Genomic DNA, 21,730 nt, shown 5'->3' with positions numbered 1-21,730 from the left:
AGCACCGCCTTTTAAACAGGAATGATAAAAATGAATGATGAACAATTTTTTAAATTAAGAAAGATACTAGATTTTTTTGAAAAACAAGCTCCGACAGCTATTATTGAAGAGAATGTAAATAGCATTGAAAATTATAAGGCAGAATCTGTTGATGAGTATAATAGAGCAAAAAGATATCTTGGCGAAAATAATAATTCGTTTAAATCTTTTCATGTAAGTGTGGATTCAGCAAAAGATTTCTTGCTTTTATTGAATTTGCTGGGTGCAATACATGCAAATTTTAATATATGTTCAAAGCCTTTTATAATAGAAGGAGAAGAAAGCAGTAAGTCGCTAAAAGAAGAGAACGACTATTTTAACAATTGGATGGAGTGTTTTTCAAACTATGAATTTGTGATAGTTAATTTTGACGAAACTGCTTTAGACCATGATCAATATTACGGCTAATTTCATTAATTCATTAAAAAAGGCAGTAAAGTAAAGTGGCCCCCAAATTTAGGACAAATTTGGGGGCCACTTTATTTAGCATTGCTTTTCTTTTATCTAAAAATCATGACGCGATCGCCAATATTTTTAAGGAAACTATTTAGTAATAGCTTCCTTAATCTTCTGGTTAACAACTGCCTGTTCTTTAGTTACTAAGTCAGCCTTAGTAGCAATAACCTTAGTATCCATTTGAATCTCTCGACCTAAACCAGGTTGATCAATTTTTGGTTCAAAGAAAGTAGTGAATTCCTCTAAACGAGCTGGGGTATGGAATGCTTTTGCCGTAACAGTTATGAAACTGGTAAATTCCATATCGCCACCGATAGTCTTTTCAAGCCAGGCCCATTCAGCACGAATCCAATCCCAAGCTAGTTGCTCACCTTGCTTGTTAGAAAGAACTGAGAAGTACCATGAGCGCAAATCTTGTGGTTTGATAATGTCATTGTTTTCAAAGTTATCAACAATTTGCTTAAGGTCTTCTTTGTCCTGAGTTGAAGTTATGGCTGCCATAAGGTCTTGCTTAAAGTATGGATCAACTGCAGTTTGATACTCTTTAACTAGGCGTTCAATAAGCTCTGAACTGTGGTAGTTTTTAGCTTCATTAATCAAAACATATGGTCGAACTGAAGCTTCAATCTTAATTAAGTCTGCCTCGTTTTGGACAAAAATTTGGTGACCTGCTTTTATCACAGCTGGGTTGCCAGCATATAAAGCAGCTGATAATTCAGTTGGACGAATTTGTAGTTCATCAGCAGTATCTGTTTCTTTAGCTTCCCAGCCAAGACGTTCTACTTGTTTACTTGAAAGTTGATCAGTGAATTGCTTTAAGTTCTTTTCTTCATCAGAATCTGGTGTGACAAACTTACGTAAGCTAGCCACAGCACTGAATAAAGCACCAATTACGATGTTAGAATCAGAGTCAGCAAATTTTGGTAACAATGGCACGATTTCTGCATATGAAATCTGGTTGCCTTGAGCTAAAAGACCCAAATCTTGCAATAATTGTAATTGATCAACAGGCTTTAAGTCGTCAACTTCAGCAATAGTATCAGCCATCAGCGTTTCATCGTAGTTAACGATGAAGTGTGAGCTATTACCTACATTAAGACGTAGTGCATGGCCTGCTTTTGCACGTAAGTCACTATAATCACCGAGATCGAGTTCTCTATCAGACATAATCTGTGGTGCGACAAAGTTTGCATTTAGCGGAATTGCCCACTTGCGGCCAACTTCCTTACCTTCACCAGCAAAGAACTGCTTCTGTGTTAAGATCAAATGACCATTTGCGTCAACTTTAGCACTAACTACAGGGTAACCAGGTTGATCTAACCAAGTATGCATAATTTTGCCAATGTCCAAATCAGTTGCAGTTGATAAGGCATCCCAAAGGTCATCACCAGTTGCATTGCCAAACTTGTGTTGGTCGAAATAATATTTGAGGCCTTTACGTAAGGCATCATCGCCAAGCAATGCTCTTACCATTACAAGCATCCTTGAGCCCTTAGCATAAACAATCGCACTGTCGAAAATCGAATCAATATCAGCTGGATGTTCTACTTCAACGTGAACTGATTGAACACCATCAGTTGCATCACGATTTAAAGCGGCCGGAACTTCAGAAACTTGGTATGTGTTATCCCAGACATGCCACTCAGGTTCAAGTGCATCAACTGAAACGTATTCCATCATGTTGGCAAAACTTTCATTAAGCCACAGGTCATCCCACCACTTCATTGTAACCAAGTCACCAAACCATTGGTGAGCCAGTTCGTGAGCAATTACAGTTGCAACATACGCTTTTTGGTCAGCCGTTGCATTATCTGGATCAAGTAAAATTGCTGCCTCACGGTAAGTAATTAGACCCCAGTTTTCCATCGCACCAGCTGAAAAGTCTGGCAATGCAAGTTGCCAAGAATGTGGTAATGGATACTTAGTTTGATAGAATTCTTCATAAAATTCAATTGCTCGCTTAGCAATGTCTAAAGCAAAGTCTAGTTCTTTTGCTTGGTGTGCCTTTGTTGCAAAGACACCAACTTTTACACCATCTTTGGTTTCAGCCATCTTAGATTGCAATTCACCAAATGCAAAAGCAATTAGATAGCTGGACATTCTAACGGTTTTTTCAAAGTAGTGTACACCGTCTTCAACTTTAATTTCAGGCATGTTAGCAATAGTTGTTTCGCCTTCATGTTCATCATATTTCAGTGCTAAAGAAAAAGTAGCCTTAGCTTCTGGTTCATCAACACATGGAAAAGCTTGACGAGCAGAGGTTGTTTCAAATTGTGTACCAATTATCTGCTTCTTAACCCCATCTACTGTGTAATATGACGGATAAATACCCATCATGGTATCAGTTAATGGAGCAGAATACTTAATTTCAACTTCTGTCTTACCGGTCTTGCCCAAATCTATTTTAATTGCTTCTTTTTCATCGTCGACTGTAAAAGGAACCTCTTGGCCTTCACTAGTCACTGAAGCAATCGTCAGGTATTTTTGGTTGACCATGATTGAATCCTCGATGGCCTCACCAGTAATTGTAGTAGTACCTTTAATGGTTTTCTGTTCCCGGTTTACCTCAATATAGAGATCATAATGCTCGGGATGGAAAGTTTCATAAAAATGTTTTACTGTCATTGTCTGCCTCCTAATATAGCAATATAACAAATTTTACCAAAACTATTCGGAAATGACATTAAAACTCGTTTGTAAGGTTTGCGTGTCTGTTTTGTAACAACAATGAAATATTGCTTGTGTAGTATTATCAGTATCAATAAATCAAGTTTGAATAGGGAATGAAGAAATTGAAAAAAAGTAAAAGTATCATTTTAAAGTTAGTCGCCGCGTTAGCCTTATCGTTTGGCTTTACTACAATTGCACAAGTAACTACTGATCACTCTGGTGTTCAAACGGTTCAAGCTGCCAAAAAGCTGTCAGGTGCTGAACGTGCTGCAAAAAACTGGATTGCGATGCGTGAATCTGGTGGTAACTACTATGCTAGAAATGGTGTTTGTTACGGTAAATATCAATTAAATATCAACTACTTAAAAGGTAATTTATCACCAAAGAATCAAGAACGTGTTGCTGATAACTACGTATATGGTCGTTACGGTTCATGGGTTAATGCCAAGAACTTCTGGTTAGCTCATCACTGGTATTAAAATTCGTTTCCCAAAAATAAAAAAGTCTAACAATTTGTTAGGCTTTTTTATTTACTATTTATTTGTTTTGAGCATTTGCTCAATTTCTCCAAAATATTTTTCCCACTGGTTATCTTTTTCCGTGCCACATTCCTGCTTTAGCAAATACGCTAGCAATTTCTGCTTATCAGGGCGATCAAGAAACAGGTAGCTTTGCGGTATAGTGATTTCAGGCATGACACTACGTAACTGCTCCAGAGTGACCTTTTTCACTGCACAATAATTGAGAATCGGAATAATGCAGCCATCATTTTTCGGCATAAAATAATCATATATTTCTTCATATTGGTCGTGTTGAATCAACTGGCCAATTTTAGCCAAGGTAACCGCATCATTTTGAATTAATGAGGGACATTTAATAAACAATTCAATGCCACCGTTTTTACCAGTTGTGTACACAAAGGCCTGGAAGCTGTCCTTAAAGAATCGCTTACGATACTCAATCACCTTTTGACCGATTAAAATCTCGTTTACGTATTCTTCATGCATTGATAGTAATAAGGTGGGCAAAAATGGATCGTATACGCTGTTTTCAACTGTCTGCAATATTCTTCTCCCTTAAAAATGAAAAATAAAAAGCTGTTCTTCCATCAATTGAAAACAGCTTTTTTTGCTTTTTAAGCTCTGTGTCGTAATAAATGAGCCTTAGCTGGTTCTACCTTAAGCCAGTTGGCAAAGAAGGCAAAGCCAAAAACCATCAGCGCAATAATTGCAGCCAAGATAAACAAACCATTATTACTGTTCAAAGCAATTGTTTGCTCATCTTTTAAAAAGGCGTCTGACTCATTAACTTGATTGCACAATCCAAAGAATAACATGATTAGACTGCTCAAAGTTAGTACGCCATTAATTGCTGTCAAAACTTTTATTTTCGTTAACTTCAAAAAATCATGTCCTTTCTTTTGATTCAAATATGTGCCATTATATACCCTCAGTAAATAAATGCAATACTCTTCAGCTAAAATAGTCCATTCTTTAGGCACTTTTTCAAGTCTATTCTCGTTTATCAATTTAACTTTCCAAGTTAATAAAAAAAGAAGCTAATCTCCACTTCTTTTTTTACCATTCACTCTTTAACCATTCTTGTGCTAGTTCGAACCAGTGACCAGCATGTGGATTATCTTGCCATTCTCTTCCCTTAACTACCATATCAGTTCGAGCAAGTGAAAAGCCGTGACCACCACGATTAAATAAATGCGCTTCACACGGCACATTATGTTCACGTAAAGCTTCAAGGTATTCCAAAGTATTGTTGACGAGTACAATTGGATCATCCCACGCATGGAAAATAAAGGTTGCTGGTGTTTCAGCGGTTACACCTAATGCACTATTTTTAACGAAATCATCAGCAGGCACCTTGTCCAATTCATCTTCTGGAATATCAAAGCCAATTTTAGCTAGGTTAATTAGTGGGTAGCCTAGAATAGTCTTATTTGGCAATACCGCTTTACTGGTAAAATTAAATTCTTTTTGGTATTCCGATGAATTGGCCATGCTATTAGCCAAACTAGCAACGTGTCCACCGGCCGAAAAGCCAACTGTAACAATTCTTTCCGGATCAATTTCATATTCAGCAGCGTGATCACGGAAGTATTTAACCGTGCTTAAAACGTCAAGTCCTGCATCAGGGTATATATCGCCCTCATCTTGAACCAGATTATATTCCATCACTACACTATTAAAGCCGCAATTATTAAAAGCTAATGCAACCGGCTCCCCTTCGCGCAAGGATAAATGATCAAAACTACCACCAGGAATAACAATTGCGAGCGGATGTTTAGCGGTTACTAAATCTCCAATCGAATCCAAAGTGTATGTGTGCACGTTAAATGCCCTGTTGTTAAAGTTAGTTAATGTTAAATCTGTTACTTTCATTCTTTTACCTCATGCTTCACCATATTCTTTGCCAAGAAAGCCGTTGATAGGGGTACCGTTAGCAGTACGGCAATCAGCGAGTACATGACAATCAAAATTTCATTAACAAACATCTTTTCGTTGAGAATTTCACCTAAAGTGTAATTTAGCCTAATATACCATAAAAATAGAGATAAAAAGCTGCCAAACATTCCAAATAAAATCGTGTTCATTGATGTTCCTAATACATCATTACCTATTTTAGACCCGCTCGCCATTAGATCCTCGTGTGAAATTTCCGGATTGTGCTTTTTGATTTCTAATAAACCAGAGCTCATTGCAACTGCGGCTTCAGCAACTGCACCTAAGGTCGAAAAAATCGCAACAGCTACAGCAATTAGTGGGTAGCTTAAGCCTGGCATTTGCGATAAACCAACCAAAATTTCACCCGCTTCTGGCCCAAGGCCCGCAGCTTGAGCAAGCCATTCACAGCCTAAAATCAGCACACTGACGACTAAGCAGACAATAAACGAACAGGTAAACGAATTTTTGGCCACCTGATAGTCATGTGTCCCTAGGAAAATAATTGTTACTAATTTTAGTGGAATAAAAATCAGAATCAAAATTGGAATATTAATGCCCCATGAGATTAAAATTGCCAGCAAGATCAATAGCAGTGTGTTAATCAGTACACTGAAAAAGCTTCTAATTCCAGTTTCACCGCCAACGATGGTCATCAGAATTGCTAAAACAATAATTAGTGCCATTAACGTACTCAAATTTGCTTCCACTCCTTTCTCTTTTTCTCTTCCAAAAAGAGAAGACTACAACCTGTTGCAAAGACAACGGTCAACACAATTCCAATGGCCGAAATTACGCTTTGCGTTACGCCAAGTGATAATGTAAAGCCAAAGGTTGAGATAAGCGTATTATTGTCACGCAAATAAATGATTGTCAGTGGTAATTCTTCTGACATGAAAATCAGTACTAGAACATTGATTAAGGGGCCCATTATTTCCTGTCCCATAGTGCGACCACTTTTGACTAACTGCTTCGCCGTCAGGTCCTTTTTAGTTTGGACTAGTTCATATAGGCTAGAAACGATGTCAGTTGCCTCATCCATAACCGCACCGAGAATTCCCAGCAGCGTTTGCGCCAGGAAAATCCCCCGTGGATCCTGTGTAGCATAATCGCCTGTTTCGTATTTGATTTCCGATTCTCCAGTCAAACGCATAATCAAATAGCATAATGCAAAAGAAACAACCGTGCCAAGGATTGTGGCTAACCATGTCGCCAGCATTTTTTTATTTAAACCTTGAACAAGAACTAAACTGAAAAAGGAAAAGACAATATCAGCTAAACCAAACAGTAGCACGATATATGAACCGTTTAACTTAATATCGGTCATAATCAGCAGGTAAAACAAAGCCCAACTTAACGCCATTGAGCACATCAAGCCCAGTGCTTTTTTACCAGAAACGGCCACCATCAGTGTCATCATGACCGTAAGTGCGAGCGCAAGTATCCAATCCCTTTTAGGTCCCTGAATAGCTGGATCATTGTGCTTGATATTAACAAAAATCCGTTGACCCGCCCGATATTTTTGCGTAATCAATTGCGAAGGGTAGTAATAGTTTACCGTACGGAAGGTTTGCCCCTTGTATTTGCCCGATAAAATTTTTAAATGTAAAATTTGCTTTCTTGTTTCGTCCTTGTTGTCATAAACATCTGTACTTTTTTCGACCAGCGTATCTTTAATTTGCCTATCGCTGATGACGGCAACATCATGCTTAGTATAGATGTCAGTGGCAAAGTATGTACAAGCCGTCAAAATCAAACCAATGACTGCAATAATCATAGCAACAAGATAACGTCGCTTAATTCTCTTCAATTTGACCATCCTTAAATCCATAATGGTTCTACTCTACCGCAAAAATAGCAATTTGGAATCTTAATTTAGCTTAATAAGTTAAAACTTAATATTAATAAAAAAACGGCTTTAAAAAGTCGTTTTTAATTATTTAGATATCCAAAAATTTTTGCCACCAGTGAGCCTTTTTGGGTTCGACCTGCATATCAGTCAAAGTTCGCAAACCACTATTGTTGGCACTTTTTTCGGCATTTTCCTTGGCTTTAGCTAATATTTCTTCATGGACTTCTTCACTTGATTTTTGTCCATCATCGACAACTTGGGCGCGCTTCTCCGCAGCCGTTAACGGTTTGTCGATGTCAGAATCAGCTTGATCGAGTAAATCTGTTTCATCATCGGTAATAATACCTGAAATATCAGGTAGCCCAGCAAAGGCACTTTCGTCAGAATCTTTTTGGACTAGTTCTTTTTGCTTAGCTAGCAAGTCTTTGTTTTGCTTTTCAATTCGGTTCAACTGTTTCTGTAATTTATCAAGTGCCGAATTTTGTTGCACAATTGTCTGCTGTAAAGCTGTTAGCAATTTTCCCATTTGCGAAGGCGACATCACTTCTTGTTTTTCCTGCTCAGCTTTTGTTTGAGCAACTTTCTTAGTTTTATCTTTTTTATCACTAACAGCAAAAATCTGTTGGGCCGCCTCTTGTAATGTCAAACCATTATCTTGAGCTAGCTTATGAAAGTCTTTGAGGTCTTGCAAATCCTTTTTACTATATAAACGGGCTTTTTGCTTTGTCCGTTCATAGTAGTCTGGTTTACCAGTCACTTTTTCAACAATCAGTGAGTACTTCCGCAAAGTTGGCACACTTATTTTTAGTTCTTTAGCAGTAGCAGCAGGTGCAGTTAACTCTTCAAAATCATGCTTATCTTTTGTCATTAATTAATACTCCCAGCATAGTCCAGCTTAATCATGTTTATGTAGCAGTGTCTTTTTGTGCTCATGGCGTTCTTGAGCGTATTCAATTAGACGTGTGATTAATTCAGAGTATGGGATGCCTGCTTCTTCAAATAGCTTAGGATACATACTGATGTTAGTAAAACCAGGTAGGGCATTAATTTCAGTTAAAATTAGTTGATGATCACTTTCACGCAATGTTGAGTCAACACGTGATAAACCACTACATTCTGTGGCTTGATATACCTTTAAGGCATTTGAGCGAACCTTTTCGGTAATATCTGCTGGTAAATCTGCTGGGATTTGTAACATAGTTGTTGAATCATCATCATACTTATTTTCATAACTATAAAAAGTACCTTCAGCATTGATAATTTGACCAACACCAGAAACAATAGGCTTGTCGTTACCTAGCACAGCTGTTTCAACTTCAGTTCCATGAATTGTTTCTTCAATTAAGACTTTGTCATCATATCTAAAGGCATCTTCCAGTGCATCATTGAATTCTTGCTCGTTAGTTACATGATGAACCCCAACAGAAGAACCTTGATTAGATGGCTTCACAAACAAGTCACCACCTAATTTTTCGCTCACTTTTGCGTAATTGCGCTTATCATTATTTGCATCTTCGTATTCAAATCGCTTAATTGAAATCCAGTCAGCAACAGGTACACCAACGCGTTGCGCCAGGATTTTCGTAAACTCTTTATCCATTGTGACCGCAGATGCTAAAACATCGTCACCAACAAATGGCTTGTCGAGAATACGGAAAAGTCCCTGCAAACAACCATCTTCACCTAAATTACCGTGAACAATTGGAAAGAAAACATCGATTTCAGGTAAATCAGCCAGCTCAATCAGATTGGAAATGTTCGCGACTTTATGTGGATTTTCCACAGTATATTTGGGATCCTCAAGAACTTTAAATGAGTCTTCCTTACTTGCCAAGTAGCCGTCATTGGTAATCCAAATTGGACAAACGTCAAACTTGTCCTTATCAATTGCATTATAAATATTGTGGCCCGACATAATTGATACTTCATATTCGGAGGAATTGCCACCAAAGATCAGACCAACCTGTGTTTTTCTAGTCATTTATTCTACCTCTTAACTAATGTTTCTAACTTTTTAATTATACGGCAATAAACTTGTAAAAAAGTGTAAATTAAACAATTTTTTTGAAAAAATTTCTTTATTTGTTCTCTTTAATGTGAAAAAGCCCCTATTTGCCACGGCTTAGGGAACTTTTATTATGAAACAAGAAAGATGAACTTACTTATTTTGCTAGTTACTAACTCTCTTTTTAAGTCCAGCCGTAATCTTACTTAATTAGCATTATTCCCATGCAATGCGATAAAGTTTGTTAATTTTAGTGGGATTTTTCGTCAAAAATTGCTGGTGGTACGCAGCTGTTAAATAAACTTCATTATTGCCAATTAGCTGTAAACCCTCAAGTTCGGTGTAATAGCCAGGAATTTCTAATGCGGGCTGCTCAGTCAAGTCAACCATTTCCCAATTAAGTGGATTAGATTCACGCCACGGAATTTTCACAATTTTTCGATCATGTCCCACCTTGTCACTAGCGGGCTGGCTAGATATATACAAGTCATTTTGTTCTTTGCCACTTTGATCAAAATAATGGTTAAGGGCAAAGCCCTGCAACGAACCAACTTGGCCAGTGCCACCAGACAAATTAGGAATCATAAATGCGTCCAGACAGTTGAGTTGAGTAACATCAACAGTTTTATTAGGTTCTTTTACCTGGTCAAGAGCGTCATTAAGCTCATTTAAATGATAGAGCGCAAAATAGCCATTATGATCATTGTCACCATAAGCAATTAGTGCAGCTTCTCGATCGGACGAAACAGCCAGTTCCACCCTAGCAAACTGGTCACTGGGACAGCCAATTCCGAATTTCTCACCGGCATGATTTAAGTTGGTTAGACATGGCACACCCTTAAGGTTAGTTATCGGTCTAAGTCTTGGTAACTTTAGGCGAGCAATTTGAGAAGACCAACTAGACCAGCCTTGCTGCTGATTCATGTCATTGGGCTTTACCCCAACAAACCATTGCTTCTTTCGCCCGGCACTTTCAAAAGTCTGCGTATGACCTGCTACTTTTTGCACTATTCGCAAAGTTGGCCAACTTTTTTTAAAAGAAACATTGCGTCCTTTGCGACCACGGTAAACAAAAGTTGCGCCACCGACTTGCTGCAAGGCATACGCATGGCTTTTCCCCACATAAGTTTTTTGGACCACTACTTGGCGCAAGTCACGATCGACAGAACCGGTTACTCCGTCCCAATCATCTAAATCACTAATTAACTCAATTTGAATATTATGAGCTTTTGGAATCCCCCGATTAAGCGACATTATCTTTCTCCTACACTTAAAACATACTGATAATTAGCACCTTTATTTTAGTATTTTGCAAATTTTAGCACTGATTTGCAAAGTTTTGACTTATAATAAATTGAGGATTAGGAGGAATAAAGTAAAGTGTCACGTAAAATCATTTTAATATTAACTAGCTTACTTTGTGTTCTTCCTTTTGGCACTAGTATGGTTAGTGCTGCCGAATTCACATCAGCTGAGACAGCCAAAATTCAGCAGCTTCAACAAGACTACAAAGCTCTAGACCAGACCACTTTTAATGCTACTAATCTTTATGCAGTTAAACCGCAACTTAGTCGCAAATTCAAAGAAGGTATACTAGCTCCTGCTTATCTTGAACAGCAACTGGCTTATATTAACTATTACCGTCAGCTCTTCAACTTAGAACCAGTTAGTGACAATCATCAAGACAACATTAATGCTCAAAAAACAGCAGCAGTGTTAGCACTACTTAATGCCAACCCTTTAATTAATCAGCATAATTTACCTTACGAAAAAAAGCCTAAAATCATCAATCGCGGGACTTGGCAAATTGCACGTAAGACTTCTAATGCAGCAAACCTGAACTTTAATACGTGCAACCAGTCTGCTGGCGACGTCGTAACGGATTTGCTCACTGATTCATACAATCTCACAGGAACTGATACGGGACATCGCGCCTGGCTACTGTCAACCAAGCTGACTACCATTGGAATTGGTGCAGCTTATGGCAAAAACGGTTATCGCTATTCTGTTCAAAAAGTCATCAATTCGACTGATGCTTTTCGCCTGGCCAGCCAAGCTCAAGTCGCCTATCCAGAAGCAGGAGTTTTTCCAATCGAAATTTTGAAAGGGAAAAATATCGCTTGGTCACTTTATTTTTCTGATCAAGTAATTGAAGGAACACCAAAAATCACAATAACTGATGAAGACAGTGGCATCAGTTATCAAGCTGAAAAAGTTGAAAACTTTAGTAGTGCCGGCTATGGTAACTTCCAATCAGTTATTACCTACTTACCGGGTGATACACCTTTGATTCCCAATCACGAGTACCGCGTCGATATCAGCGGTATCACTAGCTATCATTTTAAATTATTTCAGTTAAAACAATAAAAGCACGATTCCCCTTAAAATTATGGAATCGTGCTTCTTTATTAGAGATATTTCTTAACTGCTTCAAGTAAATCAGCTTCACTATTAACAATTGTACCGTTAAGTTTAATTAACCCTGTTGTATACAAGTTAACATAATGAAACTGATTCTCAGCTATTTGACCTAATGCCTGTAGCTTTTGTTGGTTACTACTACCCTGTTGACGTGTATCCGTATAAAGACCAATAATTGGAATTTCTTTCGCGTAAGCAACACCAATTTCGCTGGCGACACCATTATCAATGCTTAACCCATCAAGAACTGCCACCATCAAATCACTGGCAAGTAATTTTTCTGTGTCAGCTTGGGCAATCATTTTAGAATCAGCGTAAGCCTGTTTGTCATTGATTGAATCATTTTCCTGAGGTAAGTATAAATCAATCGTTTGATCTAATTGTCTAATTTTAGCTGCGAGTTGCGCATTGTAATTAAGTTCTGCCTGAGAAAACAGTGCGTTTGCAAAATAGATTTTCATATTTGCCTCCTTTGATCATTTTTCAATCACGTATAAATAGCTAGAACCTTAATTATTAGGAGACGTAATCTTCCAAGGAATTGCACTGAAAACGTACAAAAGCACGCCAACAATTACAAAATCAAGGAAAATACTGCTGCCAATTTCAAGTAAATAGCCTAAAACTGCAACAGCTTCAACATTAATTATAACTGGAATAAGGGCAAATATTCCTGCAACCAGCATTAACCAAAAGCCTGCCCACATATTTGATGCGGTCATAATATGTATCAACATCTTTTTAGTAAAAGCTGCTCTTATTTCATTGAATAATGAACGCAGACTGATTACGGCCATTATCATTAAAACAATATTTAACAATAGAAGACCAAAAGCTACATTCCCACCAACAGTAATGGTGCTTAAACTAAATGCATCCATTACTTCATACGGGGCATTACTACCTTGCTTTTTTAATTTTTCTTGTACCAGTTGCGCATCGCTTGATGCGCCCTGGTCAATATTTAAATTAATATCATACAATATATCATTAGCCAAAGTTAGCTTGTTTACTTTAAACCATGGCTTTAAAGTGTAATCGATAATGTGGTCAGCAATTAGCTGTGTCTGCTTATTAGTTAGTAAATTGGCATCATCGCTTTGCCGTGCCCCAATTTCTCTCGCAAGCGTATTAAAGTGCTTATTGACTTGTCTGACAACCACAACTTGATTGCTATCAGACCTAATTTGTCCTTTCATAAAAAAAGGATTGAGAAAAGTCACTGAGACCATTACCAAGGCTACAATTAATAAAATAATAAATGATAAAGCCTTTTGATATTGGTGCTTTTCTTCCTGAGTGACTCTACGCAAATCTGTTTGCGTACTGCTTGTCATATATGTCCTTTCTAACAGACGATCTCCTTATCTTCATCAAACATTGTATCAATTGCATTGTGAATTGCTTTAATGTCAATGGACTTAATTATCTTATGACCTGCTTCAAGTGCCTTATCTACTTGCTCTTGATTACAATGCAAAAAGCTATACATCAATGAACTAGTAGCATAATCTGCTAACTGTTCTGCAGAAAGACTAAATCGACTGCTATCATGATAGAGGCGTCCAACGCCTGTTACAACAAAAGCAATACCATATTCTACTTCATTAAGATTGAAGTGATCTTCGTCAAAAATCTGGTTTTCTTTTACCCAACTATTGAGCATACTACTCCAGTTATCAAGTGTTTCATTGCTACTAAAAACTTCCGAGATAATTCGCTTTAGTCCTTTGTCATAAATACCGAGCATCGCAACTGTGTAAATAAACGCTTTGGTACGAGCACAAATGTTACCTTCCTTAGTAGGATTGAACTTTTTAACCTGCTCATCCAACGTATTAAGGATATTGCGAACCACATCATCAGTTAATTTTGCTTTATGCGGATAGTAGGATTGAAGAAGCGACTTGGAAATCCCAGATTTTTCTGCAATCATTTGGAAGGATACATTATCCATTCCGTTTTCCCTAATCAAATTGAAGGTATTACTTAAAATAATTCGTCTTCTCTTGAAGTTTTTACGTCGTGCCATTTTATGGTTTCTCCGTTCTTACACATTTTGTTTTTATTATATCAGTGTTATGAAATAAATAAACAAAAATACACAAAAACAGCACAATTATTGCCATGCAAAGGTTTATGTGTACAGTAAAAAGTGTATAAAATGTTAAATTACTTCAAGTCGCTCTCGCTTAATAAGTGCATAGAACGATCATTATAAACATAGTTAATTCCTCGCGCTAGCAGTAAGTCAACTGAAATACGAACCATCCGGTCAGGATAGTGATTATGCTTAATTGTATCAGTGACAACAATTTGCTCAATTGGTAACTCATTAAGTGTTTCAAGTGCGTCTTGTGAAAGAAGTGCATGAGTTGCAGCAACATAGACCTTATTAGCACCAGCTGCCAAAACAGACTTAGTTGATGAAGAAATTCTTGAACCTGTATCGATCAAATCGTCGACAATGATACACTTTTTACCCTTAACATCACCAATCATGTCATGAACATCAGCGTCATAACGAGCACGACGTTGATCAACGATTGCAATTGGGGCGTCAAAGAATTGCCCAAAATTACGTGCCAATTTTGCACCAGAATGATCTGGTGAAACAACAACGATGTCATCCTCTTCTTTAGTTGCAATACCATTGTCAAGGAAGTATTGCGCTAAAAGTGGCATAGCGTGTAAGTGATCAACTGGCACATTGTAGAAGCCTTGAATTTGCGAAGCGTGAAGATCCAAGACAATCAAGTGATCCATACCTGTTATTTGCAGTAAATTAGCAATCAACTTAGCAGTAATTGGTTCACGTGAACGTGTTTTGGTATCTGAACGTGAATATGCTAAATAAGGGATAACCACGTTAATCCGATGTGCAGAAGCACGATGGAGAGCGTCTAACACAATCTCAAGTTCCATGAAGTTTTCGTTTACTGGATCTTGAATTGACTGAATAACAAAAACATCACAACCTCTGACGCTTTCACCGATATTAACTTGAATTTCGCCATCGCTAAAATGCTGAACAGCAGTTTCGATTAACGGTTTCTTTAAAATTGTGGCAATCTTTTCATTTAAAACCGGATTCCCACTTAACCCAATTAACTTCATTGGGTGCATCAACTGAAGAATTTCTTCTTTATTCATAGCTACCTCTTTATTTAAAATACTAACTTTGCATGACCTATTATAACTAAAAAAGACTAGTAATGCCCAGAAAAGGACAAAAATCAAACAAAAAGCCGAAAAAAATCTTCGGCCCTTGTATATTGATAATTATTTAAAAAAATCTTCCATTAAATTAAGCAGTTTAAAACTTCTAACTGCATAACTTTCATGCTTTTGGCGCGGCATAATCATTAATTGTCCTTGGGGGATAATTTGACTATACCAGCGAACATGCTCAACTTTAACCCAGTCTTTTTCGCCCACAACACAATATGTTGGAATTGAAATTGCCTTTAAGCTGTCTACTGACATGAAACTTTCAGTCAATTCAACTTCGCTATCACGGTTGCGTTTTAAAAAGCACATTACGCCTTCCGTTAAATAATGATACGGCTTAATGCCATTACCATTGACGAAAACACCAGCTACCATTAATTTCTTAAAAATAGTTTGATCTTGGCTTGCAAGCATCATTGCAACCAAACCACCAGCGTCAAAGCCAAAACAATAGCAGCCCCTAATGTCAACTTGCTTAATAAAAGCAGCGACATCATCAACTTCAGTTTGATAATGCTTGGCAATTTCACCCTCACTTAAACCGTGCCCGCGCATGTCGAGGACATAGACAGTATAATAAAGGCCAAGCGGCGCAATAATTTGATCAAACATCCCGCCATCAAGGTGATGACCATGCAAAAGAAGAAGTGGCTCGCCTTTACCAAGCTTGCTGTAATAGAGTTCATTACCATTGACTAGTTCTTTCATCGCTGATCCCTTTCACTTGCCTCAATTAGCTCATGCTTAGTGCCTTTTTCTTTTTTATGCTCTTGCCACAAGCTACGAATCATTGTTCTAATGATGAAGTAATTTGCCTTAAAGTTATCGGGAATCATTTTCAAGTTAAACTTGTGAACCATGCTATCCTTGCGTTGCCAATAATGATATAGCGGCGTACTATCGCAATAAAAACCATCGGTTAACGCAAGATATTGAACAGTAAAAATCTGGTCCTCCATAAAGGCCAAATCGCTCATAAAATGCAAATGATTATGTTTAACTACAGATAATTTATAGCCCTTATTCCACGTATAGCCCTTAACTGGTGTAGCTAAAAAATGATTGTCCATCAGTGAACCTAAGGGATTACCTACTAACTGGTATGTACGCAATTTATTCTTCATACCATGAACATTTTTCTTAGTGGCCGGAATTGACCCCTCTTTATTTTCGTAATCTAACCAAAAACCACAAGATACCATTGCTGCATCAGGATGATCATGAAAAGCGCGAACGAAAAAGGCTGTGTAGCCAGAATCGACCCAATCATCACCATCATGAAAAGTGAAATATGGTGTATCCACATTTTCAATCCCAACATTACGCGCATCCGAAAGACCGCCATTATGCTTATTAATTATGTTGAAATAGCGGAATTGATCACGATATTGTTCCGCAATTTTTCTTGTGCTATCAGTTGAGCCATCATTAACAATTAACAATTTGAAGTTTGGATCGTCTTGCTTAGCTAAATGATCAAGCGCACGAGCCAAATATTTTTCAACATTGTAAACTGGCATGATGACAGTTAATTCAGGTTGCTGAATCATCGCACCCCTCCTTTATTGAGTTATATTATACCATCTTAAATATTAAAAATATCGTAAACTAGCCGCCTTTAAACTCGATTTTAAACTTTTATAAGCAGCATTTAGTATAATTAATAGCGATAAAAGGAGTTGATTATTTTTATGAAAAAAACAATCTCACTTGTCGCTACAATTACGACACTGTTATTTAGTACTATTGGTCTAGTCAGACCGCAGCAGACAGTTAAGGCTGATGACCTACCTGTTGTCTGTCTTGGTTCTTCCCTTACAAATAGCCAGCGCAGCGGTACTCTAAGTACCCTTAGCGATCCACTAAACGGGGCAAGCTACCAAACTATCAACATTACTGGGGCGGACTTAGTTAAATACCTCAATCCTTCGGGTTCCAACTTTACAACCAATTCTGGTGTTTGGTCCAGCGCGATGATTCAAAAAACAGCGCAAGGTAGTGGTATTAATGTAAGGATTCTTGACTATCAAGGAAGAAATAACATCACCACGATTACAGCCAATCAATACAAGAATGCAGCTGTTACCGCCGGAATTGCAGATGCTAACATCTATGTTACTAGTGCCGTCCCAATTGATGGTTCAGGGGCACTTGCTGGCGTTTACGCTGCTTACAGCAAAACAGGCGAAAATCTTAACCAAAGCCAGGTTAATGCTGCTCAGGATGAGATGGGTACATTGAGCAAAATTACCAAAGAAAACAAAGATAAAGACGGCTATTCTGATGCCCAATTGAACAATGCAGTTGCAGGAGCAAAGCAAGAAATGGGTAAAGTTGGTAACAACATTAGCGATAGCCAAATTCGTGACATCGTCAACAACCAAATCAACATTAACCATTTGGGTGACACTATTAATAACAACCAGAAACAACAAATTATTAATGTTCTAATTGAAATCCGTAATTCTGGTGCGTTAAAAGACAACAAGTTCAAAGAACAAGCCGGTGCTGTATCCGCGAATATTAAGAAAAACGCCAAAAATATTTTTGACAAAATCAACACACAAGAAAATCGCAACTGGCTCGAGAGAATGTGGGATAATGTGACCAACTTCTTCAGCCATCTCTTTAGTGGAACAATTGTTATTAACTTCTAGTTACATTTGATCCATGAACTGATTAAGAGTATGATCTACAAATTCATTACCGCGATTGTTTGCATGGCCTTTTGTCCATTCAAATTGAGCGTTAGTAAACTGATCTAGTAATTGATCCAGTTCTTGCCAGCATCCCAAGTTAGCAATTTCGCCTGGCGTGCTCTTCTTCCAGCCACGTTTTTTCCAGCCCTTAAGCCAGCCTTTTGTGATTGGATTTAAGACATACTGTGAATCAAGGACAAATAATAGTGGTTTCTGATTAAAGCCTAATTCAATTAGTTTTTTCAAAGCTTCAATTAGCGCCGTTAATTCCATTTTATTATTGGTTGCGCCGAACTCACCATTTGAATCATAAGTGGAGCATTTTTTGCCCGCTTCATCCCACTCAATTAAGTAAGCCCAAGCCGCTTTGTCCGTTTTCTTAACGTGACCACCCTTAAAGTTGCCAGTATTGCGGGTCCCGCCGTCCGTGTAAATTGTCGCAAAAAAGGCTGTTGTATCTTGCTGCATATTTACTGAGCCCTTGAGTTCTTTAGGCTTACGTTCAGCGACCGGTTGTTTTTGCTTAACATCATGGCTAGCCTGCTGAATTTTGGCAATTGCTTGTTTAAGCGAGTCTTCATCTTTTTGAAAGACCTGATCAATAGTTGGTTGATCCCAATCCAAATACTCGGTAGCGTCGGTTACCTTGGTAAAAGATTTATATTCGGCATTAGGATAGCCATCAACTTGTTTTTTGGCCGCTTCCCAGGTGCGATAAACACCTGGCTGGCGGCCTTTTTTTACTGCATAAAATTTCATATGTACCTCAGTCACTAAAATACGATTAGCAATGTTAGAATATAGATAGTTTAATTTTTTAAGGTGGCATGTATGTTCTTCAATACTAAAAAATATAAGGAAGAAGCAGAGAAAAACCGCAAACTCAATCTAGCAGAAGAGCCAAGTAAATTCAATATGATCTCTTTGGCTATTTTGGCAACAATTGCTCCCTTGCGGATTTTTTTGCGTCTACATAAAAGAAAGATTGAAGATAACGTCACGGTTGAGAATAAACGTGGATCATTTGAGCAAGTTCCAATCATCTACTTTCATGGCTTCCGCGGCGGTGATTACACCACTCAAATGATGGTTAAACAAGCCTTAGTAGATAAAGGAGACCCTCATTTTCTCAAGGTAACAGCGGATTTATGGGGTAACTTCAAACTCGAAGGAACTTGGACGGGCGACAAGAATCCAATTGTTCAGGTTGTCTTTCGGCAGCGAATCGTTGGTGTATATGCGATTGACTATTACTTACGGTTTATTTTACCCTTTTTAGCTAAAAGATATCATTTTACGCACTACTCAGCAGTTGCCCATTCATTAGCCTGCCCCTGCATTGTCAGAACGGAAATGCGTAAGTACCGGAAAAAGAATTTTCCGCACTTAGCCAAATGCGCTTTTATTGCCGGGCCTTTTGATGGCGTTACTTACATGGGTGATATACCTAATGTAAATGAACTTAACAGCAGCGGACGACCCACTGTCATGAATTTGCATTACCTCTATCTCATGCTTCGACGAAAACATTTCAATTCAAATATTTCTGTCTTGAACATTTATGGTAATGTACTTGATAATACTAACAGCGATAAATTTATTTCTGTGATTTCTGCCAAGAGCATTCGTTATATTCTGGCTCCTAACGTTAAATCTTACCATGAAGTTGAAATTCGTGGGAAAAAGTACGCCGAACATAGCTGGATGCATGATAATCCACTTGTAATCAATATCATAGATAAATTTATTGGACTAAAAGATTAATTTTTCTGGAGGATTCACGTGACCCTGCTCCGCGACATTTTTTACATTATCATTATTACTAATACTATTTTAGCCTTTTACATTGTCTTTCATCGACGACGCTCAGTTTCTACCACATGGGCTTGGCTGATTATTTTACTAGTATTTCCTGTGATTGGAATTACACTTTACGGCTTTTTTGGCCGCGGAATTTCACAGGAAAATATTTTTGCCATCAACAAACAACACCATATTGGTTTGCGTAATGTGCAGAAATCTATTACCAAGGCACCGAAAAAAATCAGTGCTTCTGACACCTCTAACAAGGCCAAAATGGTTGTGCACTTTTTCGACCGCAACAGTGAGTCACCATTAAGTAAGAACAATCACGTCAAGTTATATACTGACGGCGAGCAAATGTTTCATGACATGATAAGTGACATTGAAAATGCTCAACAAACAATCAACGTTGAGTTCTATACTTTTTACAATGATGATATCGGCAATAAAATGCTTAATTTATTGATTAAAAAAGCCAAAGAAGGCATCAAAGTAAAGCTACTTTACGATGCATGGGGTTCTCTCGGTGCCACTAAGGCCTGGTTCGACCAATTAAATAAAGCCGGTGGGGAGGTTCTTCCCTTTGTTACTTCCAGAAACATGATTACGCGGTATCGAATTAACTATCACCTGCATCGTAAAATTGTGATTGTCGATGGAAAGACTTCATGGACCGGTGGCTTTAATGTCGGTGACCAATACCTTGGCCGCAAAAAGAAATTTGGCTACTGGCGTGACAGCCAAGTTCGTATTGTTGGTTCCGCATCATTACTTTTGCAAGAGCGTTTTGTTATGGATTGGAACGCCTCAATTCAAGATGAAGCCCAATTAATCACCTTTAACACCCTGCTCTTCCCTGATCTAGATGAAAATGAGATTCATCCTGGTGATGTAGCAACCCAAATTATTTCTGACGGTCCCGATCGTGATAACGCTAATATGCGTAACGGGATCATTAAACTAATGTTCCAGGCGAAAAAACGCCTGTGGCTCCAAACACCTTACTTAATTCCAGATGATGCGATGTTTGCTACTTTGCAAACAATTGCCATGTCAGGAGTTGACTTGCGCATCATGATTCCATGCAAGCCAGATCATCCCTTCATTTATCGGGCAACGCAGTGGTATGCAAACGAGCTTTCCCGCTATGGCGTTAAAATTTATATTTATGACAAGGGCTTTATTCATGCCAAAACGATTGTTGTCGACGATGATTTTTCAACAGTTGGCTCAATGAATCAGGACTATCGTTCCTACGACCTGAACTTTGAGGACGTAGCTGTCTTTTATGATAAGAACTTCACTGAAGAAGTGGCGAAGTCATTCGAGCAGGATATGCAAGACTCTACTTTGCTTACTCCAGAAATGATTGAGCAGCAAGGACGCTGGTTGCGGACTTTGCAAAGTTTTTCAAGAATGCTATCACCTATTTTATAAACAAAGAAAAACCCAATTCCTTTACATTAGGAATTGGGTTTTAACTTGCGTTTAACACATTTATAGAATGTCTTGAATTTCAATTCTAATACTATTGTGTGCGTAACTTTTAATTGTTTCTACAATCTGGGCCACGCCAGTAGAAAACTGTAAATAATATTGCCGATTTTTCTGGGTTGTAATTATGCAAATAACGGCATTCTTCTTTGGGTTGGGCACTTTGATTAAAGTTACCAAAGCTATTTCTGAATACGGCACCGTGCGACGAAAGTAACCGGAAACTACTACTCTTTTAGAAGCAAAACCAGTAAAACCATCAATGATGCTCATCAATAAAATGATGGCTAAAAAGATGGCTATTCCCGGATCGCCTTTTTCAAGCAGCTGCCAAGTAAAACCAATCCAAATGAAAATTATCGCCCAGATAATTGAAGAGGAACGGTAATGTCCCCTCAAGTTAATGTTGGCCTGCCAATACCAGCTATAACAAGTATAACCAAGCAGTATGGCATCCATAATAAGATAAAAACTTGCCATAAAAATTCCTCTCAGTAAATATACTTACCCATTATAACAGAACACGGCTTTTTGGTTTGCTAAAACAATTTTTGAAATAATATTAATTTTTGCTTGCATTTTAATTAAAATAATTATTAAATAATAT

Annotated in this window: 23 protein-coding genes; 6 read left to right on the top strand and 17 right to left on the bottom strand. The window is 37.9% G+C overall.

Going from position 1 to position 21,730, the window contains the following annotated elements; all coding sequences use genetic code 11:
- The first annotated feature begins 30 nt into the window (after positions 1–30).
- Positions 31–447 (top strand): hypothetical protein, encoded by a 417-nt coding sequence (locus H3R21_RS06105; protein ID WP_198183807.1) that lies wholly within the window; start codon positions 31–33, stop codon positions 445–447.
- Positions 448–582: 135 nt separating this feature from the next.
- Here the strand turns inward: H3R21_RS06105 and H3R21_RS06100 are convergent, their stop codons facing one another.
- A complete protein-coding gene (locus H3R21_RS06100; protein ID WP_198183804.1) occupies positions 583–3,120 on the bottom strand; it encodes a M1 family metallopeptidase in 2,538 nt (845 codons plus the stop codon).
- 158 nt (positions 3,121–3,278) lie between these two features.
- Between H3R21_RS06100 and H3R21_RS06095 the strand changes: the two genes are divergently transcribed.
- A complete protein-coding gene (locus H3R21_RS06095; protein WP_046305909.1) occupies positions 3,279–3,644 on the top strand; it encodes an aggregation promoting factor surface protein in 366 nt (121 codons plus the stop codon).
- Positions 3,645–3,698: 54 nt separating this feature from the next.
- On the opposite strand, the gene H3R21_RS06090 is transcribed toward H3R21_RS06095, so the two are convergent.
- The 8 genes from H3R21_RS06090 to H3R21_RS06055 form a co-directional block, all read right to left on the bottom strand.
- Entirely contained in the window at positions 3,699–4,229 is a 531-nt protein-coding gene (locus H3R21_RS06090) for a hypothetical protein (protein ID WP_198183802.1), read from the bottom strand.
- Between the two features lie 71 nt (positions 4,230–4,300).
- Entirely contained in the window at positions 4,301–4,693 is a 393-nt protein-coding gene (locus tag H3R21_RS06085) for a hypothetical protein (RefSeq protein WP_198183800.1), read from the bottom strand.
- Positions 4,694–4,742: 49 nt separating this feature from the next.
- The gene (locus H3R21_RS06080; RefSeq protein WP_187158569.1) at positions 4,743–5,558 is read right to left on the bottom strand and encodes an alpha/beta hydrolase; all 816 of its coding nucleotides are present in this window, start codon (positions 5,556–5,558) and stop codon (positions 4,743–4,745) included.
- On the bottom strand, positions 5,555–6,316 hold the full coding sequence (locus H3R21_RS06075) for a YibE/F family protein (protein ID WP_046306197.1): 762 nt from the start codon (positions 6,314–6,316) through the stop codon (positions 5,555–5,557). Before H3R21_RS06075 ends, H3R21_RS06080 begins: the two co-directional genes overlap by 4 nt.
- Complete coding sequence (locus H3R21_RS06070; RefSeq protein ID WP_370628109.1) at positions 6,313–7,395, bottom strand: YibE/F family protein; 1,083 nt, start codon at positions 7,393–7,395, stop codon at positions 6,313–6,315. The genes H3R21_RS06075 and H3R21_RS06070 overlap by 4 nt, the downstream gene beginning before the upstream one ends.
- A gap of 163 nt (positions 7,396–7,558) precedes the next feature.
- Complete coding sequence (locus H3R21_RS06065) at positions 7,559–8,338, bottom strand: transcriptional regulator (RefSeq protein WP_046305905.1); 780 nt, start codon at positions 8,336–8,338, stop codon at positions 7,559–7,561.
- A 27-nt stretch (positions 8,339–8,365) separates the two neighbouring features.
- Positions 8,366–9,451, bottom strand: a complete 1,086-nt coding sequence (locus H3R21_RS06060) for a D-alanine--D-alanine ligase family protein (protein WP_046305904.1) — start codon at positions 9,449–9,451, stop codon at positions 8,366–8,368.
- A gap of 240 nt (positions 9,452–9,691) precedes the next feature.
- A complete protein-coding gene (locus H3R21_RS06055) occupies positions 9,692–10,729 on the bottom strand; it encodes a helveticin J family class III bacteriocin (protein WP_198183798.1) in 1,038 nt (345 codons plus the stop codon).
- A gap of 126 nt (positions 10,730–10,855) precedes the next feature.
- On the opposite strand from H3R21_RS06055, the gene H3R21_RS06050 reads away from it, so the two are divergent.
- Complete coding sequence (locus H3R21_RS06050; RefSeq protein WP_052726732.1) at positions 10,856–11,842, top strand: CAP domain-containing protein; 987 nt, start codon at positions 10,856–10,858, stop codon at positions 11,840–11,842.
- A 41-nt stretch (positions 11,843–11,883) separates the two neighbouring features.
- Here the strand turns inward: H3R21_RS06050 and H3R21_RS06045 are convergent, their stop codons facing one another.
- From H3R21_RS06045 to H3R21_RS06020, 6 genes are all read right to left on the bottom strand, one after another.
- A complete protein-coding gene (locus tag H3R21_RS06045; protein ID WP_198183796.1) occupies positions 11,884–12,357 on the bottom strand; it encodes a nucleoside 2-deoxyribosyltransferase in 474 nt (157 codons plus the stop codon).
- Positions 12,358–12,405: 48 nt separating this feature from the next.
- On the bottom strand, positions 12,406–13,233 hold the full coding sequence (locus H3R21_RS06040) for a hypothetical protein (protein ID WP_198183794.1): 828 nt from the start codon (positions 13,231–13,233) through the stop codon (positions 12,406–12,408).
- An 11-nt stretch (positions 13,234–13,244) separates the two neighbouring features.
- Positions 13,245–13,928 (bottom strand): TetR/AcrR family transcriptional regulator, encoded by a 684-nt coding sequence (locus H3R21_RS06035; protein ID WP_046305896.1) that lies wholly within the window; start codon positions 13,926–13,928, stop codon positions 13,245–13,247.
- A gap of 140 nt (positions 13,929–14,068) precedes the next feature.
- On the bottom strand, positions 14,069–15,049 hold the full coding sequence (locus H3R21_RS06030) for a ribose-phosphate pyrophosphokinase (RefSeq protein ID WP_046305895.1): 981 nt from the start codon (positions 15,047–15,049) through the stop codon (positions 14,069–14,071).
- A 129-nt stretch (positions 15,050–15,178) separates the two neighbouring features.
- Positions 15,179–15,835 carry an alpha/beta fold hydrolase gene (locus H3R21_RS06025; RefSeq protein WP_198183792.1) on the bottom strand — a complete coding sequence of 219 codons (657 nt, stop codon included), beginning with the start codon at positions 15,833–15,835 and terminating at the stop codon, positions 15,179–15,181.
- On the bottom strand, positions 15,832–16,677 hold the full coding sequence (locus H3R21_RS06020; RefSeq protein WP_198183790.1) for a glycosyltransferase family 2 protein: 846 nt from the start codon (positions 16,675–16,677) through the stop codon (positions 15,832–15,834). Before H3R21_RS06020 ends, H3R21_RS06025 begins: the two co-directional genes overlap by 4 nt.
- A 141-nt stretch (positions 16,678–16,818) precedes the next feature.
- On the opposite strand from H3R21_RS06020, the gene H3R21_RS06015 reads away from it, so the two are divergent.
- Positions 16,819–17,784, top strand: a complete 966-nt coding sequence (locus H3R21_RS06015; protein WP_198183788.1) for a DUF1002 domain-containing protein — start codon at positions 16,819–16,821, stop codon at positions 17,782–17,784.
- Here H3R21_RS06015 and H3R21_RS06010 read toward each other — a convergent pair whose 3' ends face one another.
- Positions 17,785–18,585 carry a ribonuclease H family protein gene (locus H3R21_RS06010; RefSeq protein WP_198183786.1) on the bottom strand — a complete coding sequence of 267 codons (801 nt, stop codon included), beginning with the start codon at positions 18,583–18,585 and terminating at the stop codon, positions 17,785–17,787.
- Positions 18,586–18,657: 72 nt separating this feature from the next.
- On the opposite strand from H3R21_RS06010, the gene H3R21_RS06005 reads away from it, so the two are divergent.
- Both H3R21_RS06005 and cls read left to right on the top strand, forming a co-directional pair.
- On the top strand, positions 18,658–19,590 hold the full coding sequence (locus tag H3R21_RS06005; RefSeq protein ID WP_198183784.1) for an alpha/beta hydrolase: 933 nt from the start codon (positions 18,658–18,660) through the stop codon (positions 19,588–19,590).
- Between the two features lie 18 nt (positions 19,591–19,608).
- Positions 19,609–21,066, top strand: coding sequence for a cardiolipin synthase (gene cls, locus H3R21_RS06000; RefSeq protein WP_046305884.1), 1,458 nt, complete (start codon positions 19,609–19,611; stop codon positions 21,064–21,066).
- A gap of 60 nt (positions 21,067–21,126) precedes the next feature.
- Here cls and H3R21_RS05995 read toward each other — a convergent pair whose 3' ends face one another.
- Positions 21,127–21,603 (bottom strand): hypothetical protein, encoded by a 477-nt coding sequence (locus H3R21_RS05995; RefSeq protein WP_198183782.1) that lies wholly within the window; start codon positions 21,601–21,603, stop codon positions 21,127–21,129.
- Positions 21,604–21,730 lie beyond the last annotated feature (127 nt).

Source organism: Lactobacillus sp. W8172 (assembly GCF_016102055.1).
GTDB lineage: Bacteria > Bacillota > Bacilli > Lactobacillales > Lactobacillaceae > Lactobacillus > Lactobacillus apis_A.
Note: the sequence above shows the minus strand (reverse complement) of the source record. Positions and strands in the feature narration are given on the sequence as shown.